15 protein-coding genes are annotated in these 16,294 nt (G+C 36.1%); 1 reads left to right on the top strand and 14 read right to left on the bottom strand.

Annotation, left to right across the window (positions count from 1 at the left end):
• Window positions 1–3: 3 nt before the first annotated feature.
• The 11 genes from ACINWC743_RS07975 to ACINWC743_RS07925 are packed head-to-tail and all read right to left on the bottom strand — an operon-like array spanning window position 4 to window position 13,511.
• On the bottom strand, window positions 4–2,511 hold the full coding sequence (locus ACINWC743_RS07975) for a hypothetical protein (protein WP_009585021.1): 2,508 nt from the start codon (window positions 2,509–2,511) through the stop codon (window positions 4–6).
• A gap of 1 nt (window position 2,512) precedes the next feature.
• Window positions 2,513–3,826 (bottom strand): hypothetical protein, encoded by a 1,314-nt coding sequence (locus ACINWC743_RS07970; RefSeq protein WP_227561181.1) that lies wholly within the window; start codon window positions 3,824–3,826, stop codon window positions 2,513–2,515.
• Window positions 3,827–3,842: 16 nt separating this feature from the next.
• Window positions 3,843–6,419, bottom strand: coding sequence for a hypothetical protein (locus ACINWC743_RS07965; protein WP_009585044.1), 2,577 nt, complete (start codon window positions 6,417–6,419; stop codon window positions 3,843–3,845).
• The gene (locus tag ACINWC743_RS07960) at window positions 6,419–6,931 is read right to left on the bottom strand and encodes a hypothetical protein (protein ID WP_152686904.1); all 513 of its coding nucleotides are present in this window, start codon (window positions 6,929–6,931) and stop codon (window positions 6,419–6,421) included. Before ACINWC743_RS07960 ends, ACINWC743_RS07965 begins: the two co-directional genes overlap by 1 nt.
• Window positions 6,932–6,960: 29 nt before the next feature.
• Window positions 6,961–8,172, bottom strand: coding sequence for a hypothetical protein (locus ACINWC743_RS07955; protein ID WP_009585076.1), 1,212 nt, complete (start codon window positions 8,170–8,172; stop codon window positions 6,961–6,963).
• Window positions 8,172–11,057 carry a hypothetical protein gene (locus tag ACINWC743_RS07950; RefSeq protein ID WP_009585031.1) on the bottom strand — a complete coding sequence of 962 codons (2,886 nt, stop codon included), beginning with the start codon at window positions 11,055–11,057 and terminating at the stop codon, window positions 8,172–8,174. Before ACINWC743_RS07950 ends, ACINWC743_RS07955 begins: the two co-directional genes overlap by 1 nt.
• Before the next feature lie 3 nt (window positions 11,058–11,060).
• Window positions 11,061–11,441 carry a hypothetical protein gene (locus ACINWC743_RS07945; protein ID WP_009585033.1) on the bottom strand — a complete coding sequence of 127 codons (381 nt, stop codon included), beginning with the start codon at window positions 11,439–11,441 and terminating at the stop codon, window positions 11,061–11,063.
• Complete coding sequence (locus ACINWC743_RS07940; RefSeq protein ID WP_009585071.1) at window positions 11,419–12,588, bottom strand: hypothetical protein; 1,170 nt, start codon at window positions 12,586–12,588, stop codon at window positions 11,419–11,421. The genes ACINWC743_RS07945 and ACINWC743_RS07940 overlap by 23 nt, the downstream gene beginning before the upstream one ends.
• 1 nt (window position 12,589) lies before the next feature.
• Window positions 12,590–12,901, bottom strand: a complete 312-nt coding sequence (locus tag ACINWC743_RS07935) for a hypothetical protein (RefSeq protein WP_009585054.1) — start codon at window positions 12,899–12,901, stop codon at window positions 12,590–12,592.
• A gap of 15 nt (window positions 12,902–12,916) precedes the next feature.
• Window positions 12,917–13,324 carry a hypothetical protein gene (locus ACINWC743_RS07930; protein WP_009585038.1) on the bottom strand — a complete coding sequence of 136 codons (408 nt, stop codon included), beginning with the start codon at window positions 13,322–13,324 and terminating at the stop codon, window positions 12,917–12,919.
• The gene (locus ACINWC743_RS07925; protein ID WP_009585057.1) at window positions 13,305–13,511 is read right to left on the bottom strand and encodes a hypothetical protein; all 207 of its coding nucleotides are present in this window, start codon (window positions 13,509–13,511) and stop codon (window positions 13,305–13,307) included. Before ACINWC743_RS07925 ends, ACINWC743_RS07930 begins: the two co-directional genes overlap by 20 nt.
• A gap of 111 nt (window positions 13,512–13,622) precedes the next feature.
• Between ACINWC743_RS07925 and ACINWC743_RS07920 the strand changes: the two genes are divergently transcribed.
• On the top strand, window positions 13,623–14,120 hold the full coding sequence (locus ACINWC743_RS07920; protein WP_009585030.1) for a hypothetical protein: 498 nt from the start codon (window positions 13,623–13,625) through the stop codon (window positions 14,118–14,120).
• 2 nt (window positions 14,121–14,122) lie between these two features.
• Here the strand turns inward: ACINWC743_RS07920 and ACINWC743_RS07915 are convergent, their stop codons facing one another.
• The 3 genes from ACINWC743_RS07915 to ACINWC743_RS07905 form a co-directional block, all read right to left on the bottom strand.
• Window positions 14,123–14,797: a DUF6682 family protein gene (locus tag ACINWC743_RS07915; protein WP_009585052.1), complete on the bottom strand. Its 675-nt coding sequence runs from the start codon at window positions 14,795–14,797 to the stop codon at window positions 14,123–14,125.
• Window positions 14,797–15,678 (bottom strand): RyR domain-containing protein, encoded by an 882-nt coding sequence (locus tag ACINWC743_RS07910; protein ID WP_009585035.1) that lies wholly within the window; start codon window positions 15,676–15,678, stop codon window positions 14,797–14,799. Before ACINWC743_RS07910 ends, ACINWC743_RS07915 begins: the two co-directional genes overlap by 1 nt.
• An 83-nt stretch (window positions 15,679–15,761) precedes the next feature.
• The gene (locus ACINWC743_RS07905) at window positions 15,762–16,235 is read right to left on the bottom strand and encodes a hypothetical protein (RefSeq protein WP_009585064.1); all 474 of its coding nucleotides are present in this window, start codon (window positions 16,233–16,235) and stop codon (window positions 15,762–15,764) included.
• Window positions 16,236–16,294 lie beyond the last annotated feature (59 nt).

Below are 16,294 nucleotides of genomic sequence, written 5' to 3'. Positions count from 1 at the left end.
CAATTAATAACTGTAATTATGACTCGTACTTGTGCTTGTACTCTCAGACACGCTGCCACCTATAGATGCGTTCGCACCGATACTCGCGGATACATGCATAGCTGACATTGCGCCTGATGCCAATTGAGATGAGAATTGTCCAACAGCCTTGGCAGCTTCTAACGCAAGTTGTGCCTGTTGAATTGCGTTCTGCATTTTAGCCTCATACTCTTTAAGCTGCATTTCTGAATAAGCAATATTTGATCTCACGTTCATATCTGCATACCGGGCTTTGGTTTCAGCATCAGCAATTTGGGTACGTAAAAGCATATCTGCATATCGTGAATGTGTTTCTGCAAATGCGATATTTGTTCTTCCCTGCATGTCTGCATACCGTGCCTGCATTTCTGCATTGGATATTGATACACGTGATTGAGATTCAATGTAACGGTTATATACATCTGCATTTGCAATTGTGGTTCGTAAACTAAGATCAGCATAACGAGAATGGGCATCTGATACTGCGATTGCCACTCGTGTACGCATATCTGCAAATCTACTGATAGATTCACTATTTGCTATACCTACACGCATACGCATTTCAGCAAACTTTGCTTGTGCGTCTGCAAATGAAATCTTCGTGCGTGACATTGAATCAATTACGCTGGCTTGAGTGGTAACTCTTGTAGATTCAACATTTGCTTGAGCTTTAAATAATTCAACTTGGGCATTGAACGCTGATGTATTACTCTGAATAACACCCATCTTTGCATCTATTTCGGCTTTATAAGCTTCAATATTTGCTTGATATTCTGCAATTGTTACACGTGCTGCTTCAAGATTAAGTTCAATTTGTTTTGATTTAACATTTGCTTTTGCAGACACACCCTCGACAGTTGCAGCATACATGCGCGCCAATGACTCATACATTGTCGCTTTTGAAGTTTCTGCTTTTACTTGAGAATCATACGCTTCGACTTTAATTTTCTCTGCATTAACTTGTTCTGAATAAGCTTGAACCTCTGACTTATAAGCATCAAATTTAGTCGCAATTAAACCAGCACGAGCAGTAGCACCTTGTACCAATGATTTATAAATTTCAACATTGGACATGACAGCATCAATTTTAGCTTTGAATATTTCAACTTTCTGTTGATTAATTTGGCTCACTACTGATTGAGCGTCAAGCATGGTTTTATAAGCAGTGATACGTGATATAGCTGCTTCAATCTTGGTTTTATAAACCGTGACTAAACTTTCAAATGCTGAATTTTGTGCATTAAACACACTGATTTGTGCATTTAAAATACTAATTTTTCCATCTATTTGAACTTTAACCATTTCCATAGTGTTTGAAACAAAAGCAAGCCACATGTCTTGCTTCATTTTTTCAAGTGCCATGCCTTGTTCAGTCAAGAAACGAATATGCTCAAGCTGCTTATCAAATGACTGAATTAAAATATCTCTATTTAAATCTGACAGTCTCAATTTTGCTTGATCACGAATCGCCGATATCTGTTTTTGCAGTGCTCCCTGTGGCATCGAAAAACCACGACTCGCCCACTGATCAGTAACTTCTTGTATTGCTCGTTCAGTTTCAGCGCTATCTCGTTCACGTGCACGATTAAATAAAGCTTCTTCAACTGCCTTGGGTAAGCCTAATCCAGCATTATTACCATTTAACCAAGAACGTATTTCTAAAACTAAGGGTTGAATTGTATTATCTGGATTATGGGCATAATAATCTTGAGCGATTACTGTATTGGCGTTGGCAATAATGCTGTCGATTTCTGGAATAGCAACATTAAGTTTTGGTGCTTCCCCTTCAAATACTGGTATTTCATTGTATTCAAAAGTAGGTAATACAATATTCTCAATAACATCCATTTCAGGTAAAACAATCGTTGGAGCATCAGGTATTTCAACATCATCCACAATGTTGGGTTTGCTCGGGGCTTCAACAATCGCCAAACTAGGCATATCTGGTAAATTTAATATTGGAGCTTCAGGAGTTTTAGGTAAATCTAAATCACTTAAATCTAAATCCTTTAAAAGATCAGATAAATTTATCTTTGCAGGTGCTTCACCCTTATCAAAGTTTTGAATATTGAATGTTGGTGCAGTTGGTACATTCACAGTTATATCAAATTCAGGAATTAAAGAAGGATCTAGAAAGTTTGGTGTTGATAAATCTTCACTTAAAATAGGAGTATCAGGAATTGTTATATCCAATCCCTTAAATTCAGGACTAACCATTTCTTTTGGTGATTGAATATTAATATCAATAACTGGCGGTTTTGGTATATCAATATTTAAATCTGGTACTTTTAAACCCGAAAGAGGTTCAAAACCTGCTTCATCTGGCTTGGCGAGATTAGAGGGTGGATTAACATTCGGTACCGTAATTCCAGTAATGTTATCTAAAGCTTTTGAAACATCATTGGCGTAACCATTGATTTTATTTTCAAAATAATCAAGTTTAGAAGTGACTTCTTGTGTCACAATATCAATCTGCGGAACTGTAACAGTCATTTTAAACTCTCCGTTTAGTTGCAGCTATATCAATATTGATGTCATTGATATAACCATGATCACCATTTACTTTAATTTCAACTGAGAAATGGCGACCTCGTAGCCCCCGTCCAAATAACACTCGACCATTCGTTAAATGATTGGATTGTTCTTGGGGGAGTTTATAAAAGAAAACTTGTTCATTACCGGATTGAGTTGTTTTCACTCCAATCTCAATATTTTTTGAAATCCCTGACAACTCATATTCCAGATAAGCCCCTACTGGATGAACGAGATTTCCATTTCCTAAATCCAGCTTTCCTGTTTTAATTTTGGCTTGAATGTGAGTGTTGGCATCTAAAACATATACACCTGATTCATTCACACCATACAATTTTCCGTCGATTACACAGATTTCTGTAAAGTTGTATCCTTCATAACGGCTCATTGCCCAATTGTCTGCATTCGCTGTCCACGCCCCACCATCAGCATTATTTTTCTGAACTTCATCTTCAATAAATGCAGTATCAAAAATCCATTGTTTTGCATTTAAATGATCATAAATTTCAGAAGAAATTACGGAAATACTTTCACTATGAGAGTAAGTTGGTTTGGGTGAAGTAAATTCATCAGAAATATTTAACTGATCATTCAAAGCATCTTTAGCAATAAAACGATCTGAATAAATTTCGTTAAAACTTATCAAATCTTCAAAATTATCAATTACTTTCTTAAATTGATTTGATGTGATTTTAAGCTGATCATCCAATAAATCACGATGGATTTTTTTGGTTGCCCATTCATTTGAAATGCTAAGATAATCAATTGTTTTTGATACAATTTTTTCTTTAACATTTGAATATATTTCAAGATCATCATTATTAAATAGTCTTGCTCTCAATCTTGCATTAAAGAACTCTTTTAAAATAGAATTTTCAGTAATGTATTGATATGAGAACTTGCGTGATTGTATTTGATCTAAAATTACTAATTGATCAACAATCAATGATTTATTTTTTTCTAAAATTTCCGAATCAATAGTAAGTCGATCTTCTATTAAATCGATTCGAATTAACTGACTTTTGATTGAATCGCTGATCATTAGATCATCATTAAATCGATACAAAGCCTTGTTCTTATCGACAATGCTATCTTGAATAATCAGTTCATCAAAACTTCCGATAAATGAATGATCACGTATCGAATTGTTAATAATCAAATCATCAGAATGAAAAACCCGAATGATGTGCTTTATGTCACTTGTTATGTTGAAAAACGACTCAGCATTACTTTGCGTTTTCATCCAAGTTTGATCACTGATATAGGCAATATCCAAATAATCATCACGATAACTACTCATTGATTACCCCTATAAAGTGATGTGCTGATTGATGATCTGCGAGTTTGGAATATCCAAATCGGTACCGCTGACCATGTTCATTCTTTATAGAGATATTCGCATAAGAAACATTTCCAAATACAACCTTACAGCCATCTTCGTAAAAGACATTGTTATAACTGTCAGGGGAAATGGTATAAAACCAATCATTATGTTCTTTTTTATTCAATAAAGTTGGTCTATCAAATATCGAACAATGTATTTGATTTTCACTTGATCCACCCTTTTCTTCAATTTCTGAATATTCTTCTACGGTCGGTGGAGTTCCACCATACTCAATTAATGTAATGCCGCCAGTTGGCGGATTAACCAAATGAGTTACATCAGCAGGTAATCCATGTATCCATTGTCCTTCATCTGCGAAATATGAATATTCATTGGGTGTGTCTTTGACATGCTCTTCTGCCCAAACAGGCACACTATCTACAGGGAATGGTTTTCCTGTTTTTTTTAATCCATTATCAAAACTGTGCCACGTCCAATCATAGGTCCACATCAAATATCTATTAGGATCTACTACTTCATGCATTCTGTAATGTTCTTCATATCTCTCACCAGTGAATCCATTTCTTTTGGTATAGATCGCCATGTTTCGGTTGAAATAAGGCACTAAAAATGCATTTTGAAGCCATTCACCTGTAGAAATATGTATATTGGTTTTATGGGTAAAATATCTTGAACGTCTTAAATATCCATCCGTCCAAAAGTAAAAGTGATAAATTGCCAAAGGCTGCCCATAACCTTTATCCATCCCGACAATCTTTGTAATTTTTGTGATTGGGGCAAATTCTTTACGATCATCAAAATCTGTTGAGTAAAATTCACCAAACAGACCAGTATTACCCGTTGTCTCGGTCTGTTCCCAGCTACCTACTGTCATTCCTTCTTCAAAATTTCCCTCCACATCTTGTATATATTTATGCTCATCGTTAAAGTTTTTGATCACCTTGAGTGAATCCTCAACGTAATAAGCAAAAACAATGGTATCCAATTTAGGGAAAGAAGTTATATCAGGGTCACGTGGTGTAAAATTTAATGATATACAGCCTTGAAATAGCATAGCTTCAGGTATTTTGATTCTTGTACCATTGCACAGCAATCCATGATTCATTAATGATATTCGCCCGGTATGATGACCAAGCGGCTCAAGGACTAAATTATCCCAATAATCAATTTCTCCTTGATTTGGCGTGATGTGAGCTCGATCTAAAATTTGATTAATATCTACCCGTCTTAATTTATATTTAATTGCAATAAATTTAGAGTCTTTAGGATTATCCTTCATCAAATCAAATAGTTTTGAAAGGTAAATTGAGACTTGTGTATTTTGTAAATCATCCAATTGATTGGTATTTTTTTCTGATAGCCATCCCTGTTGTTTCACAGCACTCATATTCAGACTAAGCTGAAATGTATACCCTTCACAATATCCGCTGTCCGTGTAGTCATAGCATGTGTTAACTGCTTCAGTACCATCAGAATTACATGACCATCCACAAACAGTAGAATATGCGGAATGCTGATAGAAAGCAGATGCATCACCGATTTTACTGATTACCCCAGCGCGTTCCCAACGTTGAAATTCACCAGCTTGAGGGAATGTTTCACCACTTGGAATGCCCTTGAATCGATCTAAAATTTTAATGATTTCATTATCGTCTACTTCTTCAATGAATTCTCTGAAGGCTTCTGTTCGCGTTGCAGGAATGATCGGTAAAGGCATTGCCCATACACCACTCGGACTGACTTGTATCAACCATGGATAATTTTCTTGATCAAAACTGATTAAATTGGTGTTATGGAAACGTGGATCATACAATATACGACCTTCTTCATCAGGCAGACCAGAATAACCAGGTAATCGAACCCCTTTCAGTTCAGTTTCTATTTTTTTTCTATATTTTTCAGGAAGTTTTAATTCAGCACGTTCGACAATATCATCGGGCAATTCTTCTAACTTTTGGCGACCAAAACCACCTACAATTTGAACAACTTCACTCATCGCACCACTATACCAAGTTGGTCTTAATGCGTGATATTGGGTGTAAAGCAATCGTTCTTCGGGTAATGATTGTGCAAATTCAGGCACGAACATAACTTTAAAAAGCTCTGTGTACTTGCATCTTAATCGTTGTAGCTTCTGATTCTTTCCAATAGTTGTATCACCATAGTTACCAATACGTCTGCAAGCCATATCGGTTAAAGACATTTCAAGTCCTTCACCACCGAATAAAATTGACTTCGTAATCACACCTGAGAAAAACATAGGAATTTTTGTTGATGCAAAACCATCAAATTCAGGCTGCTTTTCCAGTTGATCTTTAAATGCAATTGCTCGAAATACACCACCCATATCTTGTATAACAACATATCCACCATCGGGTAACGTGCGTGTATATCGAATAGATTCGAGATTCGAAACTTGTTTTATATTGGTGACTTTCTTGGTGTAGGCATCAATAAAAAGGCGATCTTCATTTGTTAGATCGCCCCCATATACAGCCAACCCATAAGGACGTGGCTCTATCATTATGCACTCTGAATAGTAATTCGATAACCAATTTCGTAGACGTCACCATTTTGGAAAGTGCGTGCCACAGGATATTTAGTTGCAGAAATTAATGAACCAGAAGTACCACCTTTTACACTACTGGTTAAAATGGCTGCGCCTGTAACATTGAGTTGTGATGAGGTCGCAATCGTCACAGAAGCAACTGTTTCAAAGTTATCAATGGCGTTTGCAGTCGTATCTTTTGGTTTCCACTCAGGACGTGTGGCACTTGTATACCCTTCTGTCATACTGACAATTTCAGATGCAACTGAGGCAAAGTTAGCAGCTGTCCAATTCGCAGCAGGTGCAGCATTACCTGAAAAGAGTGCAATGTAATACCCAGCAGGTTTGGCTTTTGTACCCATTGAAACATTTAAAATATGTGCAATGCCTTCAGTAGGGTTAAGGTTTGGAATTCGTTGCCATTCCCCACCATTTACACGGTCATAATACTCACCGATGGAGTTTAAATCGCTATTCACATTTTCCATGATTGAACTCGTTGAAAGTTTAATTTCCATTAACTTACAAGAGTTATGAGCCGTCTCCCTAGACTTACAGACCTACCCACTTTTGCTGAAATACCTTGGAGTTTAGCGCTATGCAATTCAATAATTTCACCTGAATTTGTTCCAATTACATAACCGTTTTCAGATAGCCACAGTGCAGTCTTACCTCCACCCTGAGATATTTCGCTCCCAATTAAATTACTGTCTGCCTCAATAGCTGAAAAAGGGATTGGCGAATGCGCGGTTTTTTTAATAAATGTCATCTCTTTTGGTTCTGGACCACTTAAAAAAACAACATGGTCCACTTGTCCTATCCATATACCCCCATCAACAGGCTGAATAAAACTGATACGCTGAGGTAACATAATAAAATCATGACGTTCATCATGTAAGTGATAAGCCATTGCTTGTGAAAAACGTAATATATTTTTATCTGCAGTCAGTAAACGACCTTGCCAATATTTCATAAACTTACCACCGGGCATGGCTGACATTGTGATAAATTGGTTTGCGCGCCCTAAGTGATCATCTCGGTCAATGATGACCTGTGTGGTAGTAATTGGATAAGAACCGTATTTACGCAGTTCTGAACCATTACGAGTTGAACAATAAACATTCACTGTTGTAATTGATGCATCAAGACAATAAGGTAACTGTACAATAAGGCTTCCTTGCAGTACGTCCCCTTTTCCTAAAATATCAATATGGCTTTGTACATGTTGCGATAATCCCGATTCTTTACCATTACGAGAGTATGAAATCGCCACTACATAATCACCAGTCCCTAATTTTCCACCTTCAATTCGGCTTTCTAACAATGGACTGGCTGGATTCTCGATAGCCAATGGTTCAATTTTAATCCCATTAAAAACATATATTTCAGTTAAGGTCGAAATTAAAATTTGATTATTCAAAACTTCATAACAAATGTATTCAGGATTGATCTGATTGAGCAATACATCAAACGACCAATCTGAAGTATTCAGCTTCACAAGCTGCCGATCTAAAGTTGCAAACACATCTTTATGTAATGGGCTTTGCCAAATATTTTTATAGTTTTTGTTGGTCATTAAGCGTTCAGATTTTCTTAAACTTATACGCCCTGTTTCAGAAATATCTACATTAATTGCGTCCTTTACAAACAATCGAGGATTATCTCCCCCAATTTGTAATGCATCTTCATTTGATACGTTGTCTATTCCAGCAATAGGAAATAATTTCATTAAAATGCCCCTTTGCGGTATTGGTCTGAATTTCCATCTGGACGTATAAAATACACATGATTTTTAATGTCTGATGCAGCAATTTGAAGACCATCAAATCCACTCATATAAATTCGTTGAGGAGGTATGACTTGTTCATCTTTGCGTATCGTTACACGCATACGTTGATCAAAGTTTCCATAATCATAAACATTGACCAATGCATAATCTAAACCTATAGGTTTCAATTCCCTCACTCTGTTAGAAATCCATGCTTTGCCATAGGCAGTTTGTAGACCACATCCAATATCAGTTGGAATGTGGGGTCCAATTCTTAAACCTTGCCACATGTACGGTGTATCATCTTGTTTAAGTGTTCCCATGGATTGTGAATCTAATCCAGTCATAAAAACATTGCGATGGAATAGTTGAATTTCATTTTTACTGAATTTAAGTGATTCAAAACCACTAGGCTTTATATTTTTATTATATGGTTCTATATGTTGTATTGAGTTTAGACCAAAACTACTCATGTCCAATGATCGTCTAAAACTAATGGTTTGATTACCTATTGGTGCAATGATTCCGAATTTAAGGCTATTAAACCCTTTTGGTTTGATAATAAAAAGTGTTTGCCGGAGTTCGGCACTTCCAAATAGTGTTAAAACTCCTCCACCAACTACAATTTTTCGATGAAAATGTGATACATCTGCAGTACCAAAAATCGCACCTGGTTCCCGACGATAACCATCAACATAATGAAGCTCTAGTTCAGGCTTTACATGATTATTTATTGCTTGTTCTGGTGCTTCTTTAACTGCAAAAATGGTATGTGGTGAAATTCGCGGTGCACCTAAATCTAATTTTTCAGTCCATGCAGCAACGTTAATGCTTCGATTTTTATGAGATATAGTTGCAACGCCAAATAACCGTTCCCAATAACCCGGTTCAACACGTATCGAATTTGCATGTACATCTGCGACACCAAAAAGCGTCATCTCTTTATCAGAATCAGGACGAATCACGTTTTGATGAATAACATGCCATTTTTTTGGGTCAGTTTCAAAATTTTCAGTTGCAATACCATTCTTATCAAAGTCGATCAGTTGAGTGATATATTTTCCTGCTCCGATTCTCTCTAATTTGTGGAATTTAGAAATATCAGGACTTGATATGCCATACACAATAATCGATTGTTTTCTATCTGCTATTGTGTGATTACCAAAGTTTAAAATGCTTATACTTTGTGCATTGATATAACGCGTATATAAACCAATATATGTGTTTCCATATTCTGATAAATCTAAACCTCGATGGCGTAATTCAGGAGTCACATTTCTAACAATGGGTTCACCAACTAAATTCTTGAGCTCGTATTTCGGAAAAATTTTATTAAATCGGCTTACAACTTCAGCTCGACCATATTTACTCATGGTATCAGTAGCAGAAAACTCGACAAAGCGACGACCATATTTCACTTCGGGCAACGAAATGATAGGCGGAGCAATAGTAAAACGCTGCTCAAAACCCAAAGTACGAATGGCATCACTTACCATTGCGTTTCCGTAGATTGATTGAACGCCTAAGCCAATAAATCTAAAATTACGTCGGGTATTTTCTACATATGCCGTACCAAATCTTGAAGCTAAAATTCCCGATGGTTTTAATAACTTTGCACCTAAACGAACATTGGTCCACGCTGAAATTTGAATGGGTTCTATTGATGGAATTGGTAATTTTCTGATTCTAAATGCAATAAATGTTTTGGTCTTTTCACTTTCAGTCAGTGATTGAATGCCTAATGGTAATAAGGCTCTTGCGCCATTTTCTACCTGCTGATACCCAAACCGCTGGTGCAATAAACCAAACATCTGTAATGTACGATTTCGATTCAAAACTGTAGCTAATTTTGATGGTGTTGGAGGATTTAAACCATCATCAGATGCATGTTTTTGAACAATGTATTGTGTTCTATTCCATACTTTGTAATGTCCCCATTGTTGCAATACATTTTCACCGAACCCTAAGAAGCCCTTTGGACTGATAAATTGTTTGTAATTTTTAACCTCGGCATTACCGTAGATCGTTTCTAAACCTTGGCAATAAACACGTTGAATTTCAGGAATAATTCTTGTTCCAAAAAGTGTGGCATTAAGACCTTCTGGATAGATAGTAATTTTAGGACTAACTAAATGATTTGATGGATATTGTTCATAGATACCGCGTGGCTCAATATATCTTGGTGAAAATGAAATCCAAGCTCGCCCAAATAACTCCATATTATTGCTATTCATTTCGATATAGCGCAATGAATAAGCAACCAAATGATTGCCCATTTGTAATCCGTTTATACCACCGGCATTCGTAGCAAATTGTTCTTTATAGCTTATTCGTGCATCACCAAACTTTATGAAATTTGAACCATAATGATTGATATATGCTCTAAGACTTTGAACCTTATGATTACCATAAAGCCCTGCATTTAAACCGATTGGTGGAAGGAATCTTTTAAGATTCTGAAAGCTTGGTGCACCAAATTTTAAAAAATCAGTACCACTAAAATAATAATAACGATTTCGGTTGATTATTGATGGCGAACCAATTGATTCAGATTTAAATCCTTGACTAAAAATATACCTTGAATAAAGGTAAATTAATGGACGACCAATTGAATTTGATTCAAATCCACCAACATTTTGGATATGACGAAACTGTAACCTTACTTTAGATTGTCCAGCTACAAAACTATCCCAACCTGTTCCTTCCCCCCCTATATATTGCGTCTCGCCACTTTGCTGATCGGGAGTTAAATTTATACTTAAATTATCTGCCTTTGGTGGTGTATAGTTTTTTTTACCTAAGTTTATGCTTACAAATCGACCATTAGGAGGAATATAATTACTCATGATTTATTCCTCTGGAATAACTTGAGAAACTGTTCCTGAGTTATATCCCTCTTTTATAGCTATACAAATAGTTCTGAAATCATTAAGTTGCTTTACATTCCACGCACCATCCTCTGTTAAAGTGCTTCCCACTTCAAATAACAATCCATCAATTTCTTGGATTAAAACAACTTTGGCACTCACTGGAACACCATCAGCAACGACACCCATCAATCCATTTGATGAAATTTGCTTATTACCTTGAGACTGGATTAAATGTAGAAAAGGATGTAAACCATCAATATTATGATGATCGTAAATTGATAGTCCGAATGAAGTTAAATCATATCTAATTTCAATACTCTCATCCGAGATAAGTAACTCATTCTTCAATAATGGAATCATCTAATATAACTCCCATTCTGATTGAATTTGCTGACAACACCATTGTGTTATTTAAAGGAATCAATGGATTTAACATCGGTAAGATTGAAACTTTTCTAAGTGAATTTAAAATTTTAACTGTAGTATTTTGAAAATCCAATTTACTTCGATCAGGATTGGTCAGCCAAACCAGTCCATTAACATCGTATATAGAACCTGTTTGTGTACAGTAAGTGAATTTTGAAACATACATTCTACCAGGCGAATTAACTGTTAAATTGGCGCATCCTAATGGTGTTGGAGAGTTTCTTATTTCCCAAGCTTCAGGATATATAAAATAAGCATGATCTCTAAGATTTCCAAAATCTGCATATGGATCTGTAGCGGATGTACCATAATTTGAATTAAAACACTGAGGAGTTATTGCGACAGCTACATATTTTTCAGGCTCACCAACAATAAATTCTTTAGCTTTGGCTAGAATAATCCCTGTTGGAATTCCAACTGGATAAGTATAACTATTATTTAATCCAAGAAAAATTGGTTGATTATCTCGACAATACGTTGAATGAAAGTACAGATTGAAAACATCATCAGTTATTTGGCATACAAATTTAGCATCTAAAAGATAATTTACAGAGGCAACGGTATAGTTATAAACAAGATGAACACCAAATCCAACTTTCTTAACTACTCCAATTAATCCGTTTATCTCAGAATAATCATAAGCAAAAGATATATTAAACCAAGGTACACATGAGCGGTCCCATCCACTTGTGCCTAGCCCCTTGGTTCCACCTTCTATCATAATATAGATAGGTTGAGTATCGCTTGGTTCGTATTTATAAAATCTTCGCCATATTGGGACTTCAAAAGTTAAATTTGGTCCAGTAGCATTTATATTTAAATTAATATCACCAAAAGATGTCAGACTATCTGGATAAAAATTTAATGTTAATGGATCACTACTATCAAGTGGTGTAAACAAATTTGGAAAGTGCGAAGCTGATTTTGTTTCAACTTCTTTGAGAAATGATTGTACTTGATGAAGACCTTTCAAAAATTCAGCATCATAACCAGCAGTTTCTACCAGTTTTTTTGTTGGCTCATATTGAACGGGCTTGTGACTTGATATTTTTACATCTCTAATGATTCTCAATGTTGTCATATCAATTCACCTTAATATTTCCAAAAACATCTTCATTTTTCCAGCACCCTTTATTCTTATGCCATTCAGAGTACTGATTAAACAAAGCATCTTCACCAAGCTCATTAAGTTTTGCCAAAACTAAATCTTCAATCCAATTTTCAACATACAAAATGTCATTGTCGCTGATTTCAGAGCAATACATCTGAAATGGAGGTAGACCTAAAAGCTTTCCCCAATCATGGATAAGGTTTAATGCACCATTCATGACACGTTCAGGCTCTACACCGGACATTTGGATGATGATTGGTTCAGGTTTAATGGATTCACTCATGCGAAACACTCACTGTTAAAGTTTGAAAATTTTGTTTGCACCATTGTCCCAAGTCACGATGATGTCACCGCCATTCGGTGTGATGGGTAAACCTGTTGCGGTATCAAGATATGCAATCAAGGGGCTTGTACCTTCTGTCCCTGTATCTGCATAGATTACAATTGCACCAATTGCACCGCCTGATACTGCTGTGAATGTTGCATCCCCTGCATCTGCTGCCCCACCTGCTGTGGATTTGGCAGTTAAAGTTACAGGACCCGCAATTCGTGCTGAACTTGAAATATCTGAAATAAACTCATGTGTAGCAGCGTTTACTGTATAAGCGCTTGTACTGACTAAATAGACTTTGATTGTGTCAGTGAGCCAATTAAATTGACCTTCTAAAAAACGCTGACGCCCTTTGTCATAGAGTGTGTTTGCCATGTGCTTGATTCTCCGTATCTGAATCAGAAGCACTCATGCGCTTATGTGTAATATCAATGTGGTTATCTGCTTCAACACAAATACGAGCCAATTGCCCAGATTTTTTGATCAATTGAACTTTGGCATCGCCTATGTAGAGCGTGTCATCTGTCTTTAAATCAATAATTCGTTTGCCCATCTTGTGCATGTTTAAATTAAATAAGTGAGAATAGTATGTAAAAAAACCTATATAGCTGTTAGCCTTACAGGGGATGAATATTTATATAATTTTTTTCTAATTTAAATTCGGGGAAGATGTATGCCAGTTCAACATGAAGTAGTACAGCAGTGCTTAAAAGAATTAAATGATTGGAGTAAATCACAAATCTCCAATTTTTCTCAAGAAATGATCAATAATTATAAAAAAGGAGTTATTGTTCAATATGACTGTAGTGACGTCCAAGATACAGATATGACTCAGAATTTTGATGAATTACATGATCTTTGCATTGTTCTATACGAAGAACTTTTTAAAATGTTTATCGGCTCAATCGATCGGAATCACGATTTAGAATCAGACCCAAGTGAGTATACTGCAGAATCACTTCTCGAATGGTTTCAAGATGATTTAGGGAATTTTAACTTTTATAGATTAAAAAACTCTGAAAATATTAAAACTATTGATGAAGCAGTAAAAGCAGTCCAACCTTTAACATTTTGGATGCCATTATCTATGTGTATTCAAGGTGATTGGTTTGAAACAAGTCACCTTGGAGCTTTAGATGAAGATGGAAATATTAATGGTGTGAGATTCTGATTTTACGGCATGAATGGAACAACGTTATGCGGTATGTCCTCACGAGTAATGCGTCGCAAATCACTATCAGGACGAATACCGAAGTAGTCTGTAAATTCCTGCTCTGCTAATGCTGATCGATTTGGATCAAAGAATTCTGCATCCGGTATCTTAAACGCTTGGTGTAGAACCCAATGAATCAATTGAACGTGGTGAATTTTGTTAATTTCTGGAATATCGGTATCATTTTCCATTGGTGACAATGCCACACGATAGCCTTCTAATTGTAATTCACCATCTACATCAGGAATTGGAACAAGACGTACACCTGTATCATCCTGAACAATGTGTTCAGGTTTACCCTGTTTCACTCGCCAATTTTCACCATCATAATAATGATCAAGTAATTCAGCTGACATTAAAGTCAAGTATTGCCCTTTTGTTCCATCACTTGGCTGGAACCAGATTTGAGTCAATTCGTATAATGATTCATGTAACTGATAACGAGATAAACCAATCAATACATTAATCTTACAAACATCATTGTTTTGGGATTCATGTAATAAACGACCACGAATACATGCTTCATTAACAGCATCATTAAGCCAATCAATAACGCTTTCATCATCATTGAAATAAGGCTCAACCTTGTCATTTGCCAAAGTACGAAAGCGTTGAATTAATTGACTGAGTTGCATTAGACCACTCCGAATTGCTTGATCAATTCAACAACTTGGCTCTGTAGCGTTTTAACACTACTACTAAGTTTTAAATCTTGCTCATATTTATTTTTGGCGTAATCAATTAAGCTTTTTTTATCCGTAATCCGATTAATTGTATCAATTTCTTCAACAATCAAATTTTCAAGCTCATTCGCCTTATCTTGCTGCTTTTTAGATTCATCTAAAATTAATAATGTGTCATCACTTTGCTGACTACCAAATCCCTTATCCTCGTTTTCTTGTAATTCAACACGCTTAAACTCTGGATGTTTGAGCAGATTACTTGCAAGGTTAGATGGGACTATACGTATTTGCTGTGGACCGAATACAAGATTTGAGCCATAAAGACGATCGATATATTGGTCTTTACGTCCTACATATTGAATTGCAATACCACTTGCACCCAATGGTGTTGCTGTTGGTATGGCTACAGGTGAAATAACTGCAGTCTTTTGAACTTTTTCACGTAAATTTTTAACTTCATCTGCCAATGCTAAATATTCCTCTACATCAGGAAGATCTTTCATTAAGTGAACAGTAGCCCGGAACAAATAATCTTTTGCCTTTTGTTCAAGTGGTAATTCTTCATAGGGTAAGAAACATGGATGTTCCTTTTTCTCTAAATCCTTAAACTCACCATAGGTCCAGCCTTCTGCTTCTTTTTGCTGATACCAACTTTCATGTGATTGTTCAGGTGTGGCTTGTGGATTTGCTAAATGCATTTCTACACCAGCAATCAAACTTTGCTTATGAGTTTCAGGTGTTTCATCCCATGCGACTTGACTGTCATCACCCAAAGACTGGCAATATGCAGCATAAATTGAGTGACAAATCATTGCAATTGCTAAAGTTTTCATCTCATTTTCCTTATCTTTTATCTTAAAAAAAGGCGATGTAAGTTAAACCACTCACACCGCCAAAGGTTTAACTCAGATTGAAATTAACGAGGACCTTTCAATTCGCCCGTTACAATGATCTGAATTTCAGATGCTTTTGCATTTGCTGCACCCGATACCGTTAAAATTAAACGTGCTGGCTTTGGCAAAGTGATTAACTTTGAACCATTTGCGCGAACTCGACCTACTGTTTCCAAGTCACCATCTTTTATGAAATAAGATGCATCTTGAGGTACATCAACTGAATCACTTCCAGTGTATGTAAACCCTAAATTACCTTTAATAGCTTCAGTCATGCCTGCTGAAACAATGATTTGAGCATCTTCAAGTTGCATGCCTTCGGGTAACTCACCCAAATCAATTACATCTCCTACAGCGATTGCTGCTGTAGAATCGGAATCAATCACTGCACCTGTAGAGTTTGTTAAAAGTGAATAAACCAAACTGGTAGTATTACCAAATGGACTAAACCCACCAAATTGGCGAGTACGTGCTGTCTTGCGTTTAATCGTTGCCATAACTGCAAACTCCAATAAATCAAATATTAAAAGGTATGCCCTGACTGGACATACCCTGT

Origin of the sequence: Acinetobacter sp. WC-743, from assembly GCF_000335555.1 — a bacterium.
Classification (GTDB): domain Bacteria; phylum Pseudomonadota; class Gammaproteobacteria; order Pseudomonadales; family Moraxellaceae; genus Acinetobacter; species Acinetobacter bereziniae.
The sequence above is the reverse complement of the archived record's forward strand: the minus strand, read 5'-3'. Positions and strand labels throughout refer to the sequence as shown.

Excerpts from the sequence above, each read along its gene's own strand:
- ACINWC743_RS07975 (WP_009585021.1), bottom strand. The coding sequence starts at position 2,511 with ATGACTGTTACAGTTCCGCAGATTGATATTGTGACACAAGAAGTCACT.
- ACINWC743_RS07965 (WP_009585044.1), bottom strand. The coding sequence starts at position 6,419 with ATGATAGAGCCACGTCCTTATGGGTTGGCTGTATATGGGGGCGATCTA.
- ACINWC743_RS07960 (WP_152686904.1), bottom strand. The coding sequence starts at position 6,931 with ATGGAAAATGTGAATAGCGATTTAAACTCCATCGGTGAGTATTATGAC.
- ACINWC743_RS07955 (WP_009585076.1), bottom strand. The coding sequence starts at position 8,172 with ATGAAATTATTTCCTATTGCTGGAATAGACAACGTATCAAATGAAGAT.
- ACINWC743_RS07950 (WP_009585031.1), bottom strand. The coding sequence starts at position 11,057 with ATGAGTAATTATATTCCTCCTAATGGTCGATTTGTAAGCATAAACTTA.
- ACINWC743_RS07945 (WP_009585033.1), bottom strand. The coding sequence starts at position 11,441 with ATGATTCCATTATTGAAGAATGAGTTACTTATCTCGGATGAGAGTATT.
- ACINWC743_RS07940 (WP_009585071.1), bottom strand. The coding sequence starts at position 12,588 with ATGACAACATTGAGAATCATTAGAGATGTAAAAATATCAAGTCACAAG.
- ACINWC743_RS07935 (WP_009585054.1), bottom strand. The coding sequence starts at position 12,901 with ATGAGTGAATCCATTAAACCTGAACCAATCATCATCCAAATGTCCGGT.
- ACINWC743_RS07930 (WP_009585038.1), bottom strand. The coding sequence starts at position 13,324 with ATGGCAAACACACTCTATGACAAAGGGCGTCAGCGTTTTTTAGAAGGT.
- ACINWC743_RS07925 (WP_009585057.1), bottom strand. The coding sequence starts at position 13,511 with ATGCACAAGATGGGCAAACGAATTATTGATTTAAAGACAGATGACACG.
- ACINWC743_RS07920 (WP_009585030.1), top strand. The coding sequence starts at position 13,623 with ATGCCAGTTCAACATGAAGTAGTACAGCAGTGCTTAAAAGAATTAAAT.
- ACINWC743_RS07915 (WP_009585052.1), bottom strand. The coding sequence starts at position 14,797 with ATGCAACTCAGTCAATTAATTCAACGCTTTCGTACTTTGGCAAATGAC.
- ACINWC743_RS07910 (WP_009585035.1), bottom strand. The coding sequence starts at position 15,678 with ATGAAAACTTTAGCAATTGCAATGATTTGTCACTCAATTTATGCTGCA.
- ACINWC743_RS07905 (WP_009585064.1), bottom strand. The coding sequence starts at position 16,235 with ATGGCAACGATTAAACGCAAGACAGCACGTACTCGCCAATTTGGTGGG.